Source organism: Qipengyuania sp. Mu-71 (genome assembly GCF_036867055.1).
GTDB lineage: Bacteria > Pseudomonadota > Alphaproteobacteria > Sphingomonadales > Sphingomonadaceae > Qipengyuania > Qipengyuania profunda.
This window is the reverse complement of record NZ_JBAJHR010000001.1, coordinates 990,685-1,005,611: the sequence shown is the minus strand read 5'-3', so window position 1 is coordinate 1,005,611 and position 14,927 is coordinate 990,685. Positions and strand designations below refer to the sequence as shown.

Below are 14,927 nucleotides of genomic sequence, written 5' to 3'. Positions count from 1 at the left end.
TGTGGAACCTTCCTCCGTGGAGAGAGGAGCACAAACATGCCCGCATATGATCTGATCATTCGCAACGGGACCATCGTCGATGGCACCGGCCAGGACCGCTTTACCGGCGATATCGCCGTCAAGGATGGCCTGATCGCCCAGGTGGGCGAGGTTAGCGGTGATGCTGCCGAGGAAATCGACGCGCAGGGGCATCTGGTCACGCCCGGCTTCGTCGACATCCATACGCATTATGACGGCCAGGCCACCTGGGACCAGGAAATGGCCCCGTCGAGCTGGCACGGCGTCACCACCGTGGTGATGGGCAATTGCGGCGTCGGCTTCGCGCCCGCCAAGCCCGACAAGCACGAATGGCTGATCGGCCTGATGGAAGGGGTCGAGGATATTCCCGGCACCGCGCTGGCCGAAGGCATGAATTGGGACTGGGAGACCTTCCCCGAATATCTCGACGCGCTCGAGATACTGCCGCGCACCGTCGATGTGGGAACGCATGTGCCCCACGGTTCGGTGCGCGCCTATGTGCTGGGCGATCGCGAGCGTCCCGGTGCCGTGCCGACCGCCGAAGACATTGCCGCCATGAGCCGCATCGTCGAAGACGGCGTCCGCGCGGGCGCGCTGGGTTTCTCCACCTCGCGCACCGTGCTGCACCGCGATATCGGCGGCGAAGTCGTCCCCGGCACCACTGCGACCGCCGAGGAACTGGTCGAAATCGGCCGCGCGATGGGCCGCGCCGGGCACGGCGTATTCGAAATGGCGAGCGACATGATGCGCGAATGGGACGAGTTCGGCTGGATGGGGCAGATGAGCCGCGAAACCGGCCTGCCCGTCACCTTCGCCGCGCTCCAGTCGATCGCCAAGGAAATGCCGCTCGACGAGCAGATCGCAAGCATGCGCGCCGAAAACGACAATGGCGCCAATATCGTCGCGCAGATCGCGCTACGCGGCAACGGCATCGTGATGGCGTGGCAGGGCACCGTCCACCCCTTCCGCCTCAAGCCGAGCTGGCGCGAGATCGAGGACCTGCCGTGGGAGGAGCAGAAGGCCAAGCTGTTCGATCCCGAGTTCAAGGCGCGCCTGATCGCCGAACAGCATGATTTCTCCGAGGTCAATCAGGACATCATGGGCCTGATCATGGTGGTCTGCGGCGGCTGGAACATGCAGTTCGAGATGGACCCCGACTTCAATTACGAACCGACCGCGGAAGAGAGCATTCTCGAACGCGCCAAGGCAGCCGGGCTGTCGGGCGATGAATATGCCTACGACCTGCTCTGCCGCGACGAGGGCAAGGGCTTCATCTATCTGCCGATCCTTAATTATGCCGACGGCAATCTCGATTTCCTGAAAGACCTGCAACATGCCGACGACACGGTGAATTCGCTGTCCGATGGCGGCGCGCATTGCGGGACGATCTGCGATGCCGCCTCACCCACCTTCATGCTGCAGCACTGGGTGCGCGACCGGGCGCGCGGCACGATCGGCCTGGAAAACGCGATCAAGCGCCAGTGCAACGATACTGCGCGGCTCTACGGGCTGGAGGATCGCGGCGTGCTCGCGCCGGGCTATCTCGCGGACATCAACATCATCGACATGGACCGGCTCAGGCTGGGCAAGCCGTGGCTCGCCTTCGACCTGCCCGCCGGCGGCAAGCGCCTGCTGCAGAAGGCCGAGGGCTATGTCGCCACGATCAAGAACGGCAAGGTGACTTTCCGCGAAGGCGAATGGACCGGCGCGGCACCCGGGGGGCTGATCCGCGGCCCGCAGCGGGTCGAACTGCTGGAGGCAGCCGAATGAATCCAACTCATCACCGCGGGTTCTACGTCTCGCACATGCCTCCCATCGGGAGGGCGCGTATTCACAAAGGCTCGTGCGGGAACTGCAACGACGGTCATGGTCAGATCGGGCAAGATCGTACGGAAGGTGGCCCTACTGGGTGGTCAGAGATGCTGGATTGGGTTGGAGCTCTGGAGCGAGCTAGATCTTGGCAAGACAAAGGGTTTAACGACGTCGAGCTTTGCGGAACTTGCCTTCGCTCCGAGAAACCTCTTTCAAAATGGAATGGTCTAAAATGAAAGCGATCCGTACGGGCGCGACGCCCTCCACGCTCGACGCGCTGGAATATTGCGACATCGACGATGCCGCCGCGCCCGGTCCCGGCGAGATTACGGTCGGGTTGAAGGCAAGCTCGCTCAACTATCACGACTATGCGGTGGTCAAAGGCATGATCCCCTCCCCGCCAGGCCGCATCCCGATGTCCGATGGTGCGGGGGTAGTCACCGCGGTGGGCGAAGGCGTGACCGAATTCGCCGTGGGCGATCACGTCGTCAGCACCTTCTTTCCCGACTGGCTCGACGGCTCTCCGCCCACCAGTGCCTTCACCCGCGTGCCGGGTGACGGCATCGATGGCTATGCGCGCGAAGCGGTCACCGCGCCGACGCATTGGTTCACCCGCGCGCCCAAGGGCTTCAGCCATGCCGAAGCGGCCACGCTGACCTGCGCCGGACTGACCGCGTGGCGCGCCTTGTTCGTGGATTACGCGCTCAAGCCGGGTGACACGGTGCTGGTCCAGGGCACCGGCGGCGTGTCCATCTTCGCGCTGCAATTCGCCAAGGCGGCCGGCGCGACGGTGATTGCCACCTCTTCCTCGGACGAGAAGCTCAAGCGGGTGAAGGCCCTCGGTGCCGACCATCTGATCAATTACAGGGAAGTGCAGGCCTGGGGGCCAAAGGCGCTGGAGATCACTGGCGGCCGCGGGGTCGATTGCGTGGTCGAGATCGGCGGTGCGGGCACGCTCGACCAGTCGATGCTGGCAAGCCGCGTCGGCGGGCATGTCGCGCTGATCGGCGTACTCGCGGGTTTTGCCGGTCCGGTGCAGACCGCGCTGCTGTTCTCCAAGAACCTCAAGGTTCAGGGCCTGACCGTGGGCAGCCGCAAGATGCAGCAGGATATGGTCGCCGCGATCGAGGCGAACGGGCTGAAACCCGAAATCAGCGATACCTTCGCGCTGGAAAACCTGGCCGATGCCTTCCGCCACCAGGAAAGCGGCGGTCACTTCGGCAAGATCGCGATCGAGATCTAGGGCTCGATCACGATCCCCCTTGCGGGATCGACGCTGCCGCCGGCCATGGCGGCAAAGGTGTCGCGCGCGGCGACGAGGCCCGCGAGCCGTTCGATGGTCACGCTGTCGCCCGCATCGGCGAGAAACGCGCGCCAGCTGGCCGCCATCTGCTTGCCCGCTTCTTCGGGACCGAGGTCCTTGAACCGCGCGACCGCGTGATCGGGGGCGAAGAACAGCGTCGGGGTGGGCCCGGGAAGCTCTGCGGTGCCCCCGCCGCGTTCGTCGATATGTGTCGCCCCGACGAGGCAGGAATACTGCAACACCTCGTCCAACCGCTCGTGAATCTCGCGCAGGAGCCCCGCATTGCCCGCGAAGTCGACCGCCACGCTAGGTGCCTGTTCCAGCTCGGCGACGCGATCATAGGCGATTACCTCGTCGTACAGCCCGCTCGCCTCGACAAATGCGACATTGCCCGCCGAGGTTAGTCCCACCCGCCGCACTTGTGGCGAACGATGCTTGGCCACGCTCGCCAGCCCCATCGCGGTCTTTGACGAGGCGCTGGTGATGACCAATTGCCGCGCACCGAACCAGTCTTGCGAGCGCATGAAATATTCGATCAGAAAACCGGTCTTGAACAGCGGCCCGAAGATCATCCGTTCGCCCTCGCGCGCCGGGTCATGCTCGGTGTCGGCGGCGAGCCGCGAATACTGGTTGTAGATCGGGCTCATCGGCTGGCGGTGGTCGGCCATGTCGGTGAAACCGCCCGCCGAAACCTTGCCCGGCACGACATCGAGATGCGTCGCCATGGGCAGGTAGCCATAGACCCGCTCGCCCACCGCGATTTCGGGATGATTGCTCTCGATCACCCGCGCGTGCCCCCACATGGGCACGATGCCCATGCCTTCGGGAGCGGGGAAGAAGTTCCAATAGCCGAAACCGTCGCCAACGACGGCGTAGGTCACATTGTTGGCGGTGACCGAGAAGCTCTCGATCGCGAGGCGAATGGCGCCTGCGGCCAAATCCCCCTGCTCACACTCGACCAGCTCGGCCGTGGCAATGGCATCCTTGCGGACATGAACCTGCTGCATTCGCACCTCTCCTTACGGAGCAGGCTACCGACCTGCCGGTGCGAATGCGAGCAATTAAACCCGCATCGGCATGAGGACGTAGAGCGCGGGCGAATTCTCGTCCTTGCGGATCAGCGTCGGGGCGCCGGCATCGGCCAGGTGGATCTCCACCATGTCGGCATCGATCTGGTTGAGGATGTCCTTGAGATAGCCAGCGTTGAAGCCGATCTCGAACCCGTCGGACGAATATTCGGCGGGCACTTCCTCGGTCGCGGTGCCGTTGTCGGGGCTGGTAACCGTCAGCGTGACCTTGTCCTTGTCGAGCCCCATCTTGACCGCACGGGTCTTCTCGGTGGCGATCGTTGCGACACGGTCCACGCCTTCGTGGAAGCTCTTCGGATCGAGCCTCAACAGCTTGTCGTTACCCGTTGGAATAACGCGCGAATAATCCGGGAAGGTGCCGTCGATCAGCTTGCTGGTCAGGACCACCCCGCCCGTCCCGCCAAGCTTGAAGCGGACCTTGCTGGCCGACAGGTCGATCTGGACATTGCCGTCGAGCGATTCGTCGAGCAGCTTGCGCAATTCGGCCACCGCTTTGCGCGGCACGATGACATCGGGCATGCCTTCCGCACCGGCGGGGCGCGGCAGGGTGAAGCGTGCGAGGCGGTGGCCATCGGTGGCGGCAGCCCTGAGCACGGGTTCATTGTCGTCCGAGACGTGGAAGAAGATACCGTTGAGATAGTACCGGGTTTCTTCGGTCGAGATCGCGAAGCGGGTGCGGTCGATCAGTTCGGACAGCGTCTTGGCGGGCAGTTCGAAGCTGGTCGGCAGATCGCCTTCCACGATCACGGGGAAATCGTCGCGCGGCAGCGTGGGCAGCGAGAAGCGGCTGCGTCCGGCGTTGATCGCCATGCGGTTATCCGCCGCCTCGAGGCTGACCTGCGACCCTTCGGGCAGCTTGCGCGCGATATCGAACAGCAGATGCGCCGAAACCGTAATCGCGCCCGCGCTGTCGACGCTGGCATCCATATGCTCGACAACCTGCAGATCGAGGTCGGTCGCCATGACCTTCAGCGAATTGTCGCCTTCGGCCTCGATCAGCACATTGGAGAGGATGGGGATGGTATTGCGGCGTTCTACGACCGACTGCACGTGGCTGAGACAACGCAGCAGCGTCGCGCGTTCGATGGTGGCCTTCATGGTCCTACTTTCGTCCCTTTTGGGCGCCTGGCAGGCCGGAATCGCCCCACCAGCGCCGGAATACGGATAGTCACCCTAGCGGGGCGGGCTTGGGGGGCAAGGCCGGACGCCGCGGCGCCGCAATTCCTTGGGGAAAAGTGGGCGGGATCAGCCCATCATCGCCATGCCGCCGTTCACATGGAGCGTCTGCCCCGTGACATAGGCTGCCTCGTCGCTGGCAAGGTAGGCGACCGCGGCGCCGATCTCGTCGCCCTCGCCCATCCGGCCCATCGGAATGCGGCCGTTGATCGCCGCCTTCTGGTCGTCGGTCAGCGATTCGGTCATCGCAGTGCGGATGAACCCCGGAGCGACGCAGTTCACGGTGATGTTGCGACTGGCCAGTTCCTGCGCGAGGCTCTTCGACATGCCGGTCAGGCCCGATTTGGCAGCGACATAGTTCATCTGCCCCGGATTGCCGGTATGCCCGACGACGCTGGTGATCGAGATAATCCGACCGCCCTTGGCCTTCATCATCGGCCGCGCGCTGGCGCGCATCAGGCGGAAGCTCGCCTCGAGATTGATGCGGATGACCTGGTCCCATTCGTCATCCTTCATCCGCATCGCCAGATTGTCGCGCGTGATACCGGCATTGTTGACGAGGATGTCCATGCGCCCGAGCGTATCGACGGTGGCCGGGATCAGTTCCTCGACCTGCGTCGTGTTCGACAGATCGCAGGTGATCTCGACATGGTCGTGGCCAAATTCGTCGTTGAGCTGTTCGCGAAAGGCACGCAGCTTGTCGCCGTTAGAGCCCGACAGCGCGAGGCGCGCGCCCTGCTTGGCCAGCGCATAGGCGATCGACGAACCGATCCCGCCGCTGGCACCGGTGACAAGGGCGGTCTTGCCTTCGAGGCTGAACATCACGCGTTCTCCTTGGCGAAGTTTTCGAGGTCTTCCATGGTCACGAGGCTGACCGTGGTCGCCTCCTTGTCGATGCGGCCCACCATCGGGGCAAGCACCTTGCCGCCCACTTCGACGAAGCGTTCGATGCCGGCTTCGCGCATCGCCAGTACGCTTTCGCGCCAGCGGACGCGGCCGGTGATCTGCTCGACCAGCAGTGCCTGTTCTTGCGCCGGATCGGTGACACGCGCCGCGGTGACATTGGCGAACAGCGGTACGGTGAAAGCCTGCGGCGGCGTCGCTTCGAGCGCGTTCTTCATGCGCAGTGCAGCGGGGCCCATCAGCGAACAGTGGAACGGCGCCGAGACGGGCAGCTTGATACCGCGCTTGATCCCGTGATCCTTGGCCATTTCGATCGCGCGGTCGATCGCCTCGGCATGGCCCGAGATAACCACCTGCGTCGGGTCGTTGTCATTGGCGACTTCGCAGACCTGGCCTTCGGCAGCCGCTTCGGCCAGCGCGGTGGCCTTCTCGATATCCGCGCCGAGCAGCGCGGCCATCGCGCCGACCCCGATGGGCACGGCATCCTGCATGGCGATGCCGCGCAGGCGCAGCAGCTTGGCGGTGTCGGTCAGCGAGAAAGCCCCGGCGGCGCACAGCGCACTGTATTCGCCGAGCGAATGACCCGCGACGCAATCGGCGCTCTGGGCGAGAGCGATCCCGAATTCCTTTTCGAGTACGCGTGCGGTGGCCACCGAATTGGCCATGATCGCGGGCTGGGCGTTGGCAGTCATGGTCAACTCGCTCTCCGGCCCGTCCTTCATCAGCGCCGAGAGCTTCTGCTTGAGCGCTTCGTCAACCTCTTCGAACACCGCACGGGCATGCGCGCTGGCGTCGGCGAGGTCGGCGCCCATGCCGACTTTCTGGCTTCCCTGCCCGGGAAAGATGAATGCAGTCATGTAAGTCTCCTCGCCGCCGCGCCTAGTCGCGCGCGGCGCGCGCCTCAAGCCCGAAGGGGACAATCTTGTTGGCAGCATCGTGCCCGATATCCGCCCTGCCGAGATAGGGTATGCCGCTGCGCCGGCACCAGTCCTGCGCGATCGCGACCTCGTCGCTGCCAAAGGGGCGGTCGTTGTCGGGGATATCGCTGATCCGGCCGAGGCGCAGGCCCGCGATGCCGCCAAGGTGCTGCGTCACATGAAACAGCAGCCGGTCCACCGCATAGAGATGCTCCGCCACTTCCTCGACCATGACGACATGGCCCGACAGGTCGGGGGCAAGCTCGGTCCCGACCAGCATCGCCAGCGTGGCGAGGTTGAAAGCCACCGCGGGGCGCGTATCGAGACCGGGTTCGAGACCGTCCTCCCCGCCCTTGAACCAGCCGAGCGCGCGCTCGATCGCCTTGCCGCCGCCCTCGCGCCGGACGTCGCCCGCCAGCGGCCCGTGCGCGACGCGCCCGATGCCATGCCTGTACAGCGCGGCGAGCAGGAAGCCGGTGTCGGAATAGCCGAGATAGGACTTGTCCCGCGCTGCCGCGTTCATTTGCGCCACCGCCTGCGGGGCGATGCGGTTCGAACCATAGCCGCCCATCGCGAACCACACCGCATCGAAGCCGGGATCGTTGGCGCAATCGAGCAAGGCGGCGAGCCGCACCGCGTCGCTACCGGCGAAATGCCCGTCTTCGGCAAAGCATTGTTCGTGGAACTGCAACGATACGTCGCTGCGCCCCGCCACCAGCGCTTCGACCGCCTCTGCCCGTTCGCGCTTCAACCGCTTTCCGGGGGCGCAGATCGCAATTCTGACCATGCGCCCTGCTAGCGTGCTTGTATCGCGCGGCACAACTCAATAGCTGCACGCGCATGAGCGATATGCCCACTCCAGATGAATTGTTCGCCCGTCCCTTCTTCTTCTGCGGGATCGGCGGATCGGGAATGCTGCCGCTGGCGCAGATCCTCAAAGGTCGCGGCTGTACGGTCGAAGGATCTGACCGCAGCCGCGATCAGGGCCGCACGCCCGACAAGTTCGCCGCGCTCGAACAACAGGGTTTCACGCTGCATCCCCAAGACGGCAGCGGGATCGTCTCGGCCGGGCAGATCCTCGTTGCCAGCGCGGCGGTGGAGGACACCGTACCCGATGCCAAGCGCGCCAGCGAACTGGATTGCCTGCGACTGACCCGCGCCGAGCTCAATTCGATCCTCTTCAACACCAGCGGTGCGGGGCTGGCGGTGGCCGGGACCAGCGGCAAGTCGACCGTCACCGGCATGCTCGGCTGGATTCTCCACGCCTGCGGACGCGAACCGACGATCATGAACGGCGCGGTGATGAAGAACTTCGTCTCGCCCGAACGTCCCTACGCCAGCGCGGTGGTCGGCGGGCAGAGCCTCTATGTCAGCGAAGTCGACGAGAGCGACGGCTCGATCGCGCTCTATCGTCCGGCGGTCGGCGTGCTGCTCAATGTCAGCCTCGACCACAAGAGCATGGAAGAGCTGCGCCAGTTGTTCGGCGATTACCTGTCGCGCAGCCGCATTTCGGTGATCAATGCCGACGACCCCGAGGCACTGGCGCTGCTGCCGCATGCGAAGGAAGTCGTCACCTTCGGCATCGAGCAGGAGAAGGCGCAGATCGGCGTCGTCCCGGGCTCGATCGCGGAAGGCCCGATGCGCCAGGCCGCTCTGATCATCGACCGGGATGACGGGAGCGAGCATGCGCTGACGCTCGACCTGCCCGGACGGCACAACCTGTCCAATGCGCTGGCGGCCATCGCCGGGGCCGCCGCCGCGGGCATCCCGGTGGCCAAGGCGGTCGCCGCGCTGGCGGGCTTCGCAGGGCTCGCGCGCCGCTTCGACATTATCGGCACCAGCGCCTCGGCCATCACCGTGATCGACGATTTCGGCCACAATCCCGAGAAATGCGCCGCCACGCTGCGCACGCTCAAGGCGCATCCGGGCCGCGTGCTCGCCTTCTTCCAGCCGCATGGCTACGGGCCCTTGCGCCAGATGGGCGAGGAACTGGCCCAGACCTTCGCGCAAGAATTGGGCGACGGCGACCGCGTGATCCTGTGCGATCCGGTTTATTTCGGCGGCTCGGTCGATCGCAGCGAAGGCAGCGAGCGGATCGTGCGGCTGATCGAGGAAGCGGGCGGCCATGCGGAACACATCCCCACACGCGAGGCGGTCGGTGACCGGCTGGCCGAAATCGCGCAGCCGGGGGACCGGATCGTGATCATGGGCGCGCGCGACGATACGCTGAGCGGATTTGCCCGCGGCCTGTTCGACCGGCTGCCCTAAAGCGCGGCGGGGCCCGCGGCCTCACGCGCCACTGCGCGGCGATATCCCTCGCGTGCGGTCAACCGGTCGCGGTAGTCCCTGAGCGATTGCGGTACGCCCTCGTCCAAGCCCACCCGGCCCGCCAGGATCAGCGCATAACCGCAGCAGATATCCGCCACGGTAAAGCGATCCGCGCACAGGAATTCGCGCGTTTCGAGGCGCTGCTCGAGCTTGACGAGCCGCTTCCAGAACCACTTGGCATAGGCCTCGCCCGCCTCGCCCCAGCCCTTGTCCTTCTCGAACAGGGCAAAGCGCATATAGACGGTCTGCGGGAAGGTGATCGTTGCATCGGCGTGATAGGTGAAGTCGAGATAGGCGGGATAATCCGGCTCCCCCGGTGCCACGACCAGCGATTGGTCCGCGCCTTTGGTCGCCAGATAATGCGCGATGGCGCAGCTTTCGGTCATCTGCACCTCGCCCTCGACCAGCATGGGCACCGTACCCAGCGGATTGATCTCGAGATAGTCGGGCGCGGTAAAGCGCGGCGGGAACGGCAGCAGCTTCAGCTCGACATCGACTTCGGCCTCCTCGGCCGCCCAGGTTGCGCGAAGCCCGCGCGAACCCGCGCAGGTGTAGAGAACCGGCCGCTCAGCCATGACCGTGCGTCTTCCCGATCTTGAACACCTTGTGGATCACGATCGCGAGCACGAAACCCAGCCCCAGCCCGGCCAGTGCGGACAGGCCGGCGTAGGTCGTCCAGCCGAGGATGCCCGAAAGGCCGCCAGTGACACCCTCGACCATGTGCTGCACGCCATGCGCCCAGTCCGAGGGCCCATGCAGGCCGAGCTCGTGGAGGCTGTGCAGGATGATCCCGCCGCCGACCCACAGCATCGCGATCGTGCCGACGAAGGACAGCGTGGTCAGCAGATAGGGCACCGAGGTGACGAGGAACTGGCCGAAGGTCTGCGCCAGCTCGGAGCTCTTTTCGCGCAGGTGCAGGCCGATGTCGTCGAGCTTCACGATCAGCGCCACCGCGCCATAGACGAACAGCGTCACCGCTATCCCGACGATCGCCAGCACGCCCGCGCGGACGATGAAATCCTCCGAGGCCACTTCGTTGAGCGTGATCGCCATGATCTCCGCCGACAGGATCAGATCGGTACGGATCGCGCCCGCGACCCGCTGTTTCTCGAAGGCGACGGGATCGGCGATCTCGTCGTCCACCGTCAGGCCATGTTTTTCGCTACCCAGTTTCTCCATTACCTTTTCCGCCCCTTCGTAGGACAGGTAGCCGCCCCCGAGCATGAGGATGAAGATGATCGCGCTGGGTAGCAGCCAGCTCAGCAACAAGGCGCCGGGCAACAGGATGATCAGCTTGTTCTTCAAGCTGCCCTTGGTGATGTTCCAGATGATCGGCAGCTCGCGCGCGGGGCTGAGGCCGGTGACATAGCTCGGCGTGACCGCCGCATCGTCGATCACGACGCCCGCCGTCTTCGTGCCGGCGCGGCTGGCCGCCACCCCGATATCGTCGACCGAGGCGGCCGCCGCGCGGGCGATGATCGAAACGTCGTCGAGCAGGGCTACTAATCCACCGGGCACGCAATACTCCTTTGTTGCAGACGCAATGCCGCCCTGCCCTCCCGGTTCCGCGCTGCCAAGCCCCGAACGTCGCTTGCATTCGCGGCCAATCCCGCTATGTGCGCGCATCCCTCATGTCCGGCGATACCGGATTCGGGGATGACGAAGAAAGCCGGAGGGGCCCCGCAATCCCGCGGATCAGCCAGCGATCGGCCATATGTGAAAGGACAAGGGCATGGCTCTATACGAGCATGTTTTCCTGGCGCGACAGGACCTGAGCCAGGCTCAGGTCGACCAGCTCGCCGCCACCGCTACCGAGATTGTCGAGCAGAACGAAGGCAAGGTCACCAAGACGGAGACCTGGGGCCTCAAGAACCTCGCCTACAAGATCGACCGCAACCGCAAGGCGCATTTCGTGATGCTCAACATCGAGGGCCCCGGCGCCGTCGTGCAGGAGCTCGAACGCCAGACCCGCATCAATGAAGACGTCATCCGCTACATGACCATCCGTGTCGAAGAGCACGAAGAAGGTCCCAGCGTGATGATGCGCAAGAACGAGCGCGATGCGAAGAAGCGCCGCGACCGCGAGGAGCGTAACTGATGGCCCGCCCGTTTTTCCGCCGCCGCAAGTCCTGCCCCTTCTCGGGCAAGAACGCCCCCGCGATCGACTACAAGGATGTGCGCCTGCTGCAGGGCTTCATGTCCGAGCGTGGCAAGATCGTCCCCAGCCGCATCACCGCCGTCAGCGCGAAGAAGCAGCGTGAACTGGCCAAGGCCATCAAGCGCGCTCGCCACATCGGCCTGCTGCCGTACATCGTGAAGTAGGGGAATAACCATGGATATCATTCTCCTTCAGAGGATCGAAAAGCTCGGCTCGATCGGTGACGTGGTCACCGTGAAGGACGGCTATGCCCGCAACTTCCTGCTTCCGCAGAAGAAGGCCCTGCGCGCCAACGAATCGAACAAGAAGGTTTTCGAAGCGAACCGCGACCGCCTGGAAAAGGAAAATGCGGAACGTCGCGGCGAAGCCGAGAAGGCCGGCGAAAAGGTCCAGGGCGAAGAAATCGTCCTGATCCGCGCTGCGTCGAACACCGGCCAGCTCTACGGCTCGGTCAACGTGCGCGACATCGCTGCATCGCTGGGCGAAAAGGGCCACGAGATCGACAAGAAGCAGGTCATCATGGGTGATCCGATCAAGGCGATCGGCATGCATGAAGTCCGCATCGACCTCCACCCCGAAGTCTCGGTCACGGTGAAGGCCAACGTCGCCCGCAGCGACGACGAAGCCGAACTGCAGAGCCAGGGTATCGACGTGATGGCGCAGATGTTCGAAGACGAACAGCGCGAGATCGAAGAAGCTGCCGAAGCCAACCGGACCGACCCGACTCTCGAGCCCGGCGAAATTCCCGCCGACATGCTCGAAGACGGTGTCAGCACTGAAGACGGCGTGAGCGAGACCGAAGCGAAGATCGAAGCCACGGCGCCGGACGGCGACGAAGGCTGATCCTGGCGATCACGATCAAAACAGGGCGCGGCGGCTTCGGTCACCGCGCCCTTTTTGTAAGTACCGCCCGCACACCCTATGTGCAGGCACGAGACGCGAAAGCGAAAACAACAAGAGGCAGGAGGAACGCCCATGGATTCGATCGAACAGACCCTCGACCGGCTTGAGAAGATCTACGACGCCGCGGTGGAACGGCTGCGCGAGGATGTGATCGCCTTCGGCCGCGAACGCGAGATTCCCGCCCCCGAACGGCGCAGCGACGGCAGCTATGCCTATCCCGAACTGCGGCTGCGTTTTCGCGGGGGCGACCAGCCCGAGGATCGCAACCGCGCCTTTGGACGGCTCAACGCGCCGGGCCTCTACACCACCACCGTCACCCGCCCCGCGCTGTTCCGCGACTACCTGCGCGAGCAGCTCGAACTGATCGACGAGAATTACGAAGTCGAGATCGAGGTCGGATCGTCGAAGCAGGAAATCCCCTTCCCCTATGTCCTCGACGGCCAGGCCGGCGCGGAGCTGGTCGGTGTCGACCCCAACCTCATCGCGCGGCATTTCCCCTCGACCGAGCTGGCCGATATCGGTGACGAGCTGGCCGACGGCATCATGCTCGAGAATGCCGACGATCCCATCCCGCTGTCGCTGTTCGACGGTTTACGGACCGATTTCAGCCTCGCGCGGCTGGCGCACTACACCGGCACCAGCACCGAGCATTTCCAGCGCTTCATCCTGTTCACGAACTATCACCGCTATGTCGATGAATTCGTTGACTGGGCCGGTTCGCAGCTCGGCAAGGACGGGTATACCGCGCTGGCCGGTGCGGGCGGCATGATGCTGACCGAGCAGACCGACAAGGCCCGCGCGCAATTGTCCGACACTGCATGGCGCCGGCACCAGATGCCCGCCTATCACCTGGTTGGTCCCAACCGCGAAGGCATCACGCTGGTCAATATCGGTGTCGGCCCGAGCAATGCGAAGACGATCTGCGACCACCTGGCAGTGCTGCGTCCCGAAGCGTGGCTGATGATCGGCCATTGCGGCGGCCTGCGCCCGAGCCAGAAGATCGGCGACTACGTGCTCGCCCATGCCTATCTGCGCGACGATCACGTGCTCGATTCGGTGCTGCCGCCGGAAATCCCCCTCCCCGCAATTGCCGAGGTCCAGCAGGCGCTCGCCGGCGCCGCGCAAGAGGTGTCGGGGACGCATGGCGCCGATCTCAAACGGCGCATGCGCACCGGCACGGTCGTCACCACCGACGATCGCAACTGGGAACTGCGCTATACCAGTTCGGCGCATCGCATGAGCCTGAGCCGAGCGGTCGGGGTCGATATGGAAAGCGCGACGATCGCCGGCCAGGGATACCGCTTCCGTGTGCCCTATGGCACGCTGCTGTGCGTGTCCGACAAGCCGCTGCATGGCGAGATCAAGCTGCCCGGCCAGGCCAATGCCTTCTACGAGGAAGCCATTGCGGCGCATCTCCAGATCGGCGTGACCGCGTGCAAGCTGCTGAAGGCGGAAGGCCCGCGCCTCCACAGCCGCAAATTGCGCGCTTTCAACGAACCGCCGTTCAGGTAAGCTCGCTCCCGGCAAGGGAGAGATGCATGACCGAGACAGTGGACCGCTCGCGCTCGATTGCGGGGCGGGTGGCCGTGGTGACCGGCGCCGCAAGCGGCATGGGCGCAGCCACCGCCAGGCTGTTCGCCGCCGAAGGCGCGCAGGTCGCGGTGACCGACCTCGATCTGCCGTCATGCGAAAAACTGGCGGCAGAGTGCGGCAATGGCGCGCGTGCCTACGCGCTTGATGTTGCCGACAAGCAGGCAATCGCCGGTACCGTGGCGCAGATCGCGGCGGATTTCGGGCGGATCGATATCCTCGTCAACAATGCCGGCGTGTCGAGCTTCGCCCCACTCGATGACGGCGATGCCTATGAAGAGGTCTGGCACCGCGCGCTGGCGGTCATGCTGACCGCGCATCAACGCATGGTCCGCGCCGCGCTCCCGCATCTGCGCGCCAGCGATGCCGCGCGGATCGTCAATATCGCCAGCACTGAAGGGCTCGGCGCGACGCCCGGCGATACGCCCTATGTCGCCGCCAAGACCGGCGTGACCGGCCTCACCCGTGGCCTTGCGGTCGATCTCGGGCCGGAGGGTATTACCGTCAACTGCATCTGCCCCGGCCCGATCCGCACCGCGATGACCGCCGCCGTGCCCGACGAACACAAGACGATCTACGCCAAGCGCCGCACCGCGCTCAAACGCTATGGCGAACCCGAGGAGGTCGCGCATATGACGCTGTCGCTGGTGCTGCCCGCGGCAAGCTATATCACCGGGGCGGTCATCCCGGTCGATGGCGGGTTGATGGCGCGCAACGCGTAGGCCCTGCGC

General features: G+C 64.9%; 15 protein-coding genes. 8 read left to right on the top strand and 7 right to left on the bottom strand.

What is annotated here, in order from left to right:
• The first annotated feature begins 36 nt into the window (after positions 1 to 36).
• On the top strand, positions 37 to 1,788 hold the full coding sequence (locus tag V6B15_RS05030) for an N-acyl-D-amino-acid deacylase family protein (protein ID WP_334200265.1): 1,752 nt from the start codon (positions 37 to 39) through the stop codon (positions 1,786 to 1,788).
• A gap of 274 nt (positions 1,789 to 2,062) precedes the next feature.
• Positions 2,063 to 3,073 (top strand): zinc-dependent alcohol dehydrogenase family protein, encoded by a 1,011-nt coding sequence (locus V6B15_RS05025; protein ID WP_334200264.1) that lies wholly within the window; start codon positions 2,063 to 2,065, stop codon positions 3,071 to 3,073.
• Here V6B15_RS05025 and V6B15_RS05020 read toward each other — a convergent pair.
• From V6B15_RS05020 to V6B15_RS05000, 5 genes are all read right to left on the bottom strand, one after another.
• A complete protein-coding gene (locus V6B15_RS05020; protein ID WP_334200263.1) occupies positions 3,070 to 4,140 on the bottom strand; it encodes a DUF2855 family protein in 1,071 nt (356 codons plus the stop codon). The genes V6B15_RS05025 and V6B15_RS05020 overlap by 4 nt on opposite strands.
• A 54-nt stretch (positions 4,141 to 4,194) precedes the next feature.
• Positions 4,195 to 5,319, bottom strand: coding sequence for a DNA polymerase III subunit beta (dnaN, locus tag V6B15_RS05015; protein WP_334200262.1), 1,125 nt, complete (start codon positions 5,317 to 5,319; stop codon positions 4,195 to 4,197).
• A gap of 147 nt (positions 5,320 to 5,466) precedes the next feature.
• Positions 5,467 to 6,219, bottom strand: a complete 753-nt coding sequence (gene fabG, locus V6B15_RS05010; protein WP_334200261.1) for a 3-oxoacyl-[acyl-carrier-protein] reductase — start codon at positions 6,217 to 6,219, stop codon at positions 5,467 to 5,469.
• Complete coding sequence (gene fabD / locus V6B15_RS05005; protein ID WP_334200260.1) at positions 6,219 to 7,157, bottom strand: ACP S-malonyltransferase; 939 nt, start codon at positions 7,155 to 7,157, stop codon at positions 6,219 to 6,221. The genes fabG and fabD overlap by 1 nt, the downstream gene beginning before the upstream one ends.
• A gap of 22 nt (positions 7,158 to 7,179) precedes the next feature.
• Positions 7,180 to 8,004 carry an LD-carboxypeptidase gene (locus V6B15_RS05000; RefSeq protein WP_334200259.1) on the bottom strand — a complete coding sequence of 275 codons (825 nt, stop codon included), beginning with the start codon at positions 8,002 to 8,004 and terminating at the stop codon, positions 7,180 to 7,182.
• A gap of 53 nt (positions 8,005 to 8,057) precedes the next feature.
• Here V6B15_RS05000 and V6B15_RS04995 point away from each other — a divergent pair, with 53 nt between their 5' ends.
• Positions 8,058 to 9,485 carry a glutamate ligase domain-containing protein gene (locus tag V6B15_RS04995; protein WP_334200258.1) on the top strand — a complete coding sequence of 476 codons (1,428 nt, stop codon included), beginning with the start codon at positions 8,058 to 8,060 and terminating at the stop codon, positions 9,483 to 9,485.
• Here V6B15_RS04995 and V6B15_RS04990 read toward each other — a convergent pair.
• Together V6B15_RS04990 and V6B15_RS04985 are read right to left on the bottom strand one after the other, a co-directional pair.
• A complete protein-coding gene (locus tag V6B15_RS04990) occupies positions 9,482 to 10,120 on the bottom strand; it encodes a glutathione S-transferase family protein (RefSeq protein ID WP_334200257.1) in 639 nt (212 codons plus the stop codon). The two genes, V6B15_RS04995 and V6B15_RS04990, sit on opposite strands and share 4 nt — an antisense overlap.
• Entirely contained in the window at positions 10,113 to 11,063 is a 951-nt protein-coding gene (locus V6B15_RS04985; RefSeq protein ID WP_334200256.1) for a DUF808 domain-containing protein, read from the bottom strand. Before V6B15_RS04985 ends, V6B15_RS04990 begins: the two co-directional genes overlap by 8 nt.
• 214 nt (positions 11,064 to 11,277) lie before the next feature.
• On the opposite strand from V6B15_RS04985, the gene rpsF reads away from it, so the two are divergent.
• The 5 genes from rpsF (at position 11,278) to V6B15_RS04960 (ending at position 14,918) form a co-directional block, all read left to right on the top strand.
• Complete coding sequence (gene rpsF / locus V6B15_RS04980) at positions 11,278 to 11,643, top strand: 30S ribosomal protein S6 (RefSeq protein WP_253515345.1); 366 nt, start codon at positions 11,278 to 11,280, stop codon at positions 11,641 to 11,643.
• Positions 11,643 to 11,867: a 30S ribosomal protein S18 gene (rpsR, locus tag V6B15_RS04975; RefSeq protein WP_094062939.1), complete on the top strand. Its 225-nt coding sequence runs from the start codon at positions 11,643 to 11,645 to the stop codon at positions 11,865 to 11,867. The genes rpsF and rpsR overlap by 1 nt, the downstream gene beginning before the upstream one ends.
• A gap of 10 nt (positions 11,868 to 11,877) precedes the next feature.
• Positions 11,878 to 12,546: a 50S ribosomal protein L9 gene (rplI, locus tag V6B15_RS04970; RefSeq protein WP_334200255.1), complete on the top strand. Its 669-nt coding sequence runs from the start codon at positions 11,878 to 11,880 to the stop codon at positions 12,544 to 12,546.
• A 132-nt stretch (positions 12,547 to 12,678) separates the two neighbouring features.
• Positions 12,679 to 14,118, top strand: a complete 1,440-nt coding sequence (locus tag V6B15_RS04965; protein WP_334200254.1) for an AMP nucleosidase — start codon at positions 12,679 to 12,681, stop codon at positions 14,116 to 14,118.
• Between the two features lie 26 nt (positions 14,119 to 14,144).
• Positions 14,145 to 14,918: an SDR family NAD(P)-dependent oxidoreductase gene (locus V6B15_RS04960; protein ID WP_334200253.1), complete on the top strand. Its 774-nt coding sequence runs from the start codon at positions 14,145 to 14,147 to the stop codon at positions 14,916 to 14,918.
• The last annotated feature ends 9 nt before the right edge of the window (positions 14,919 to 14,927 follow it).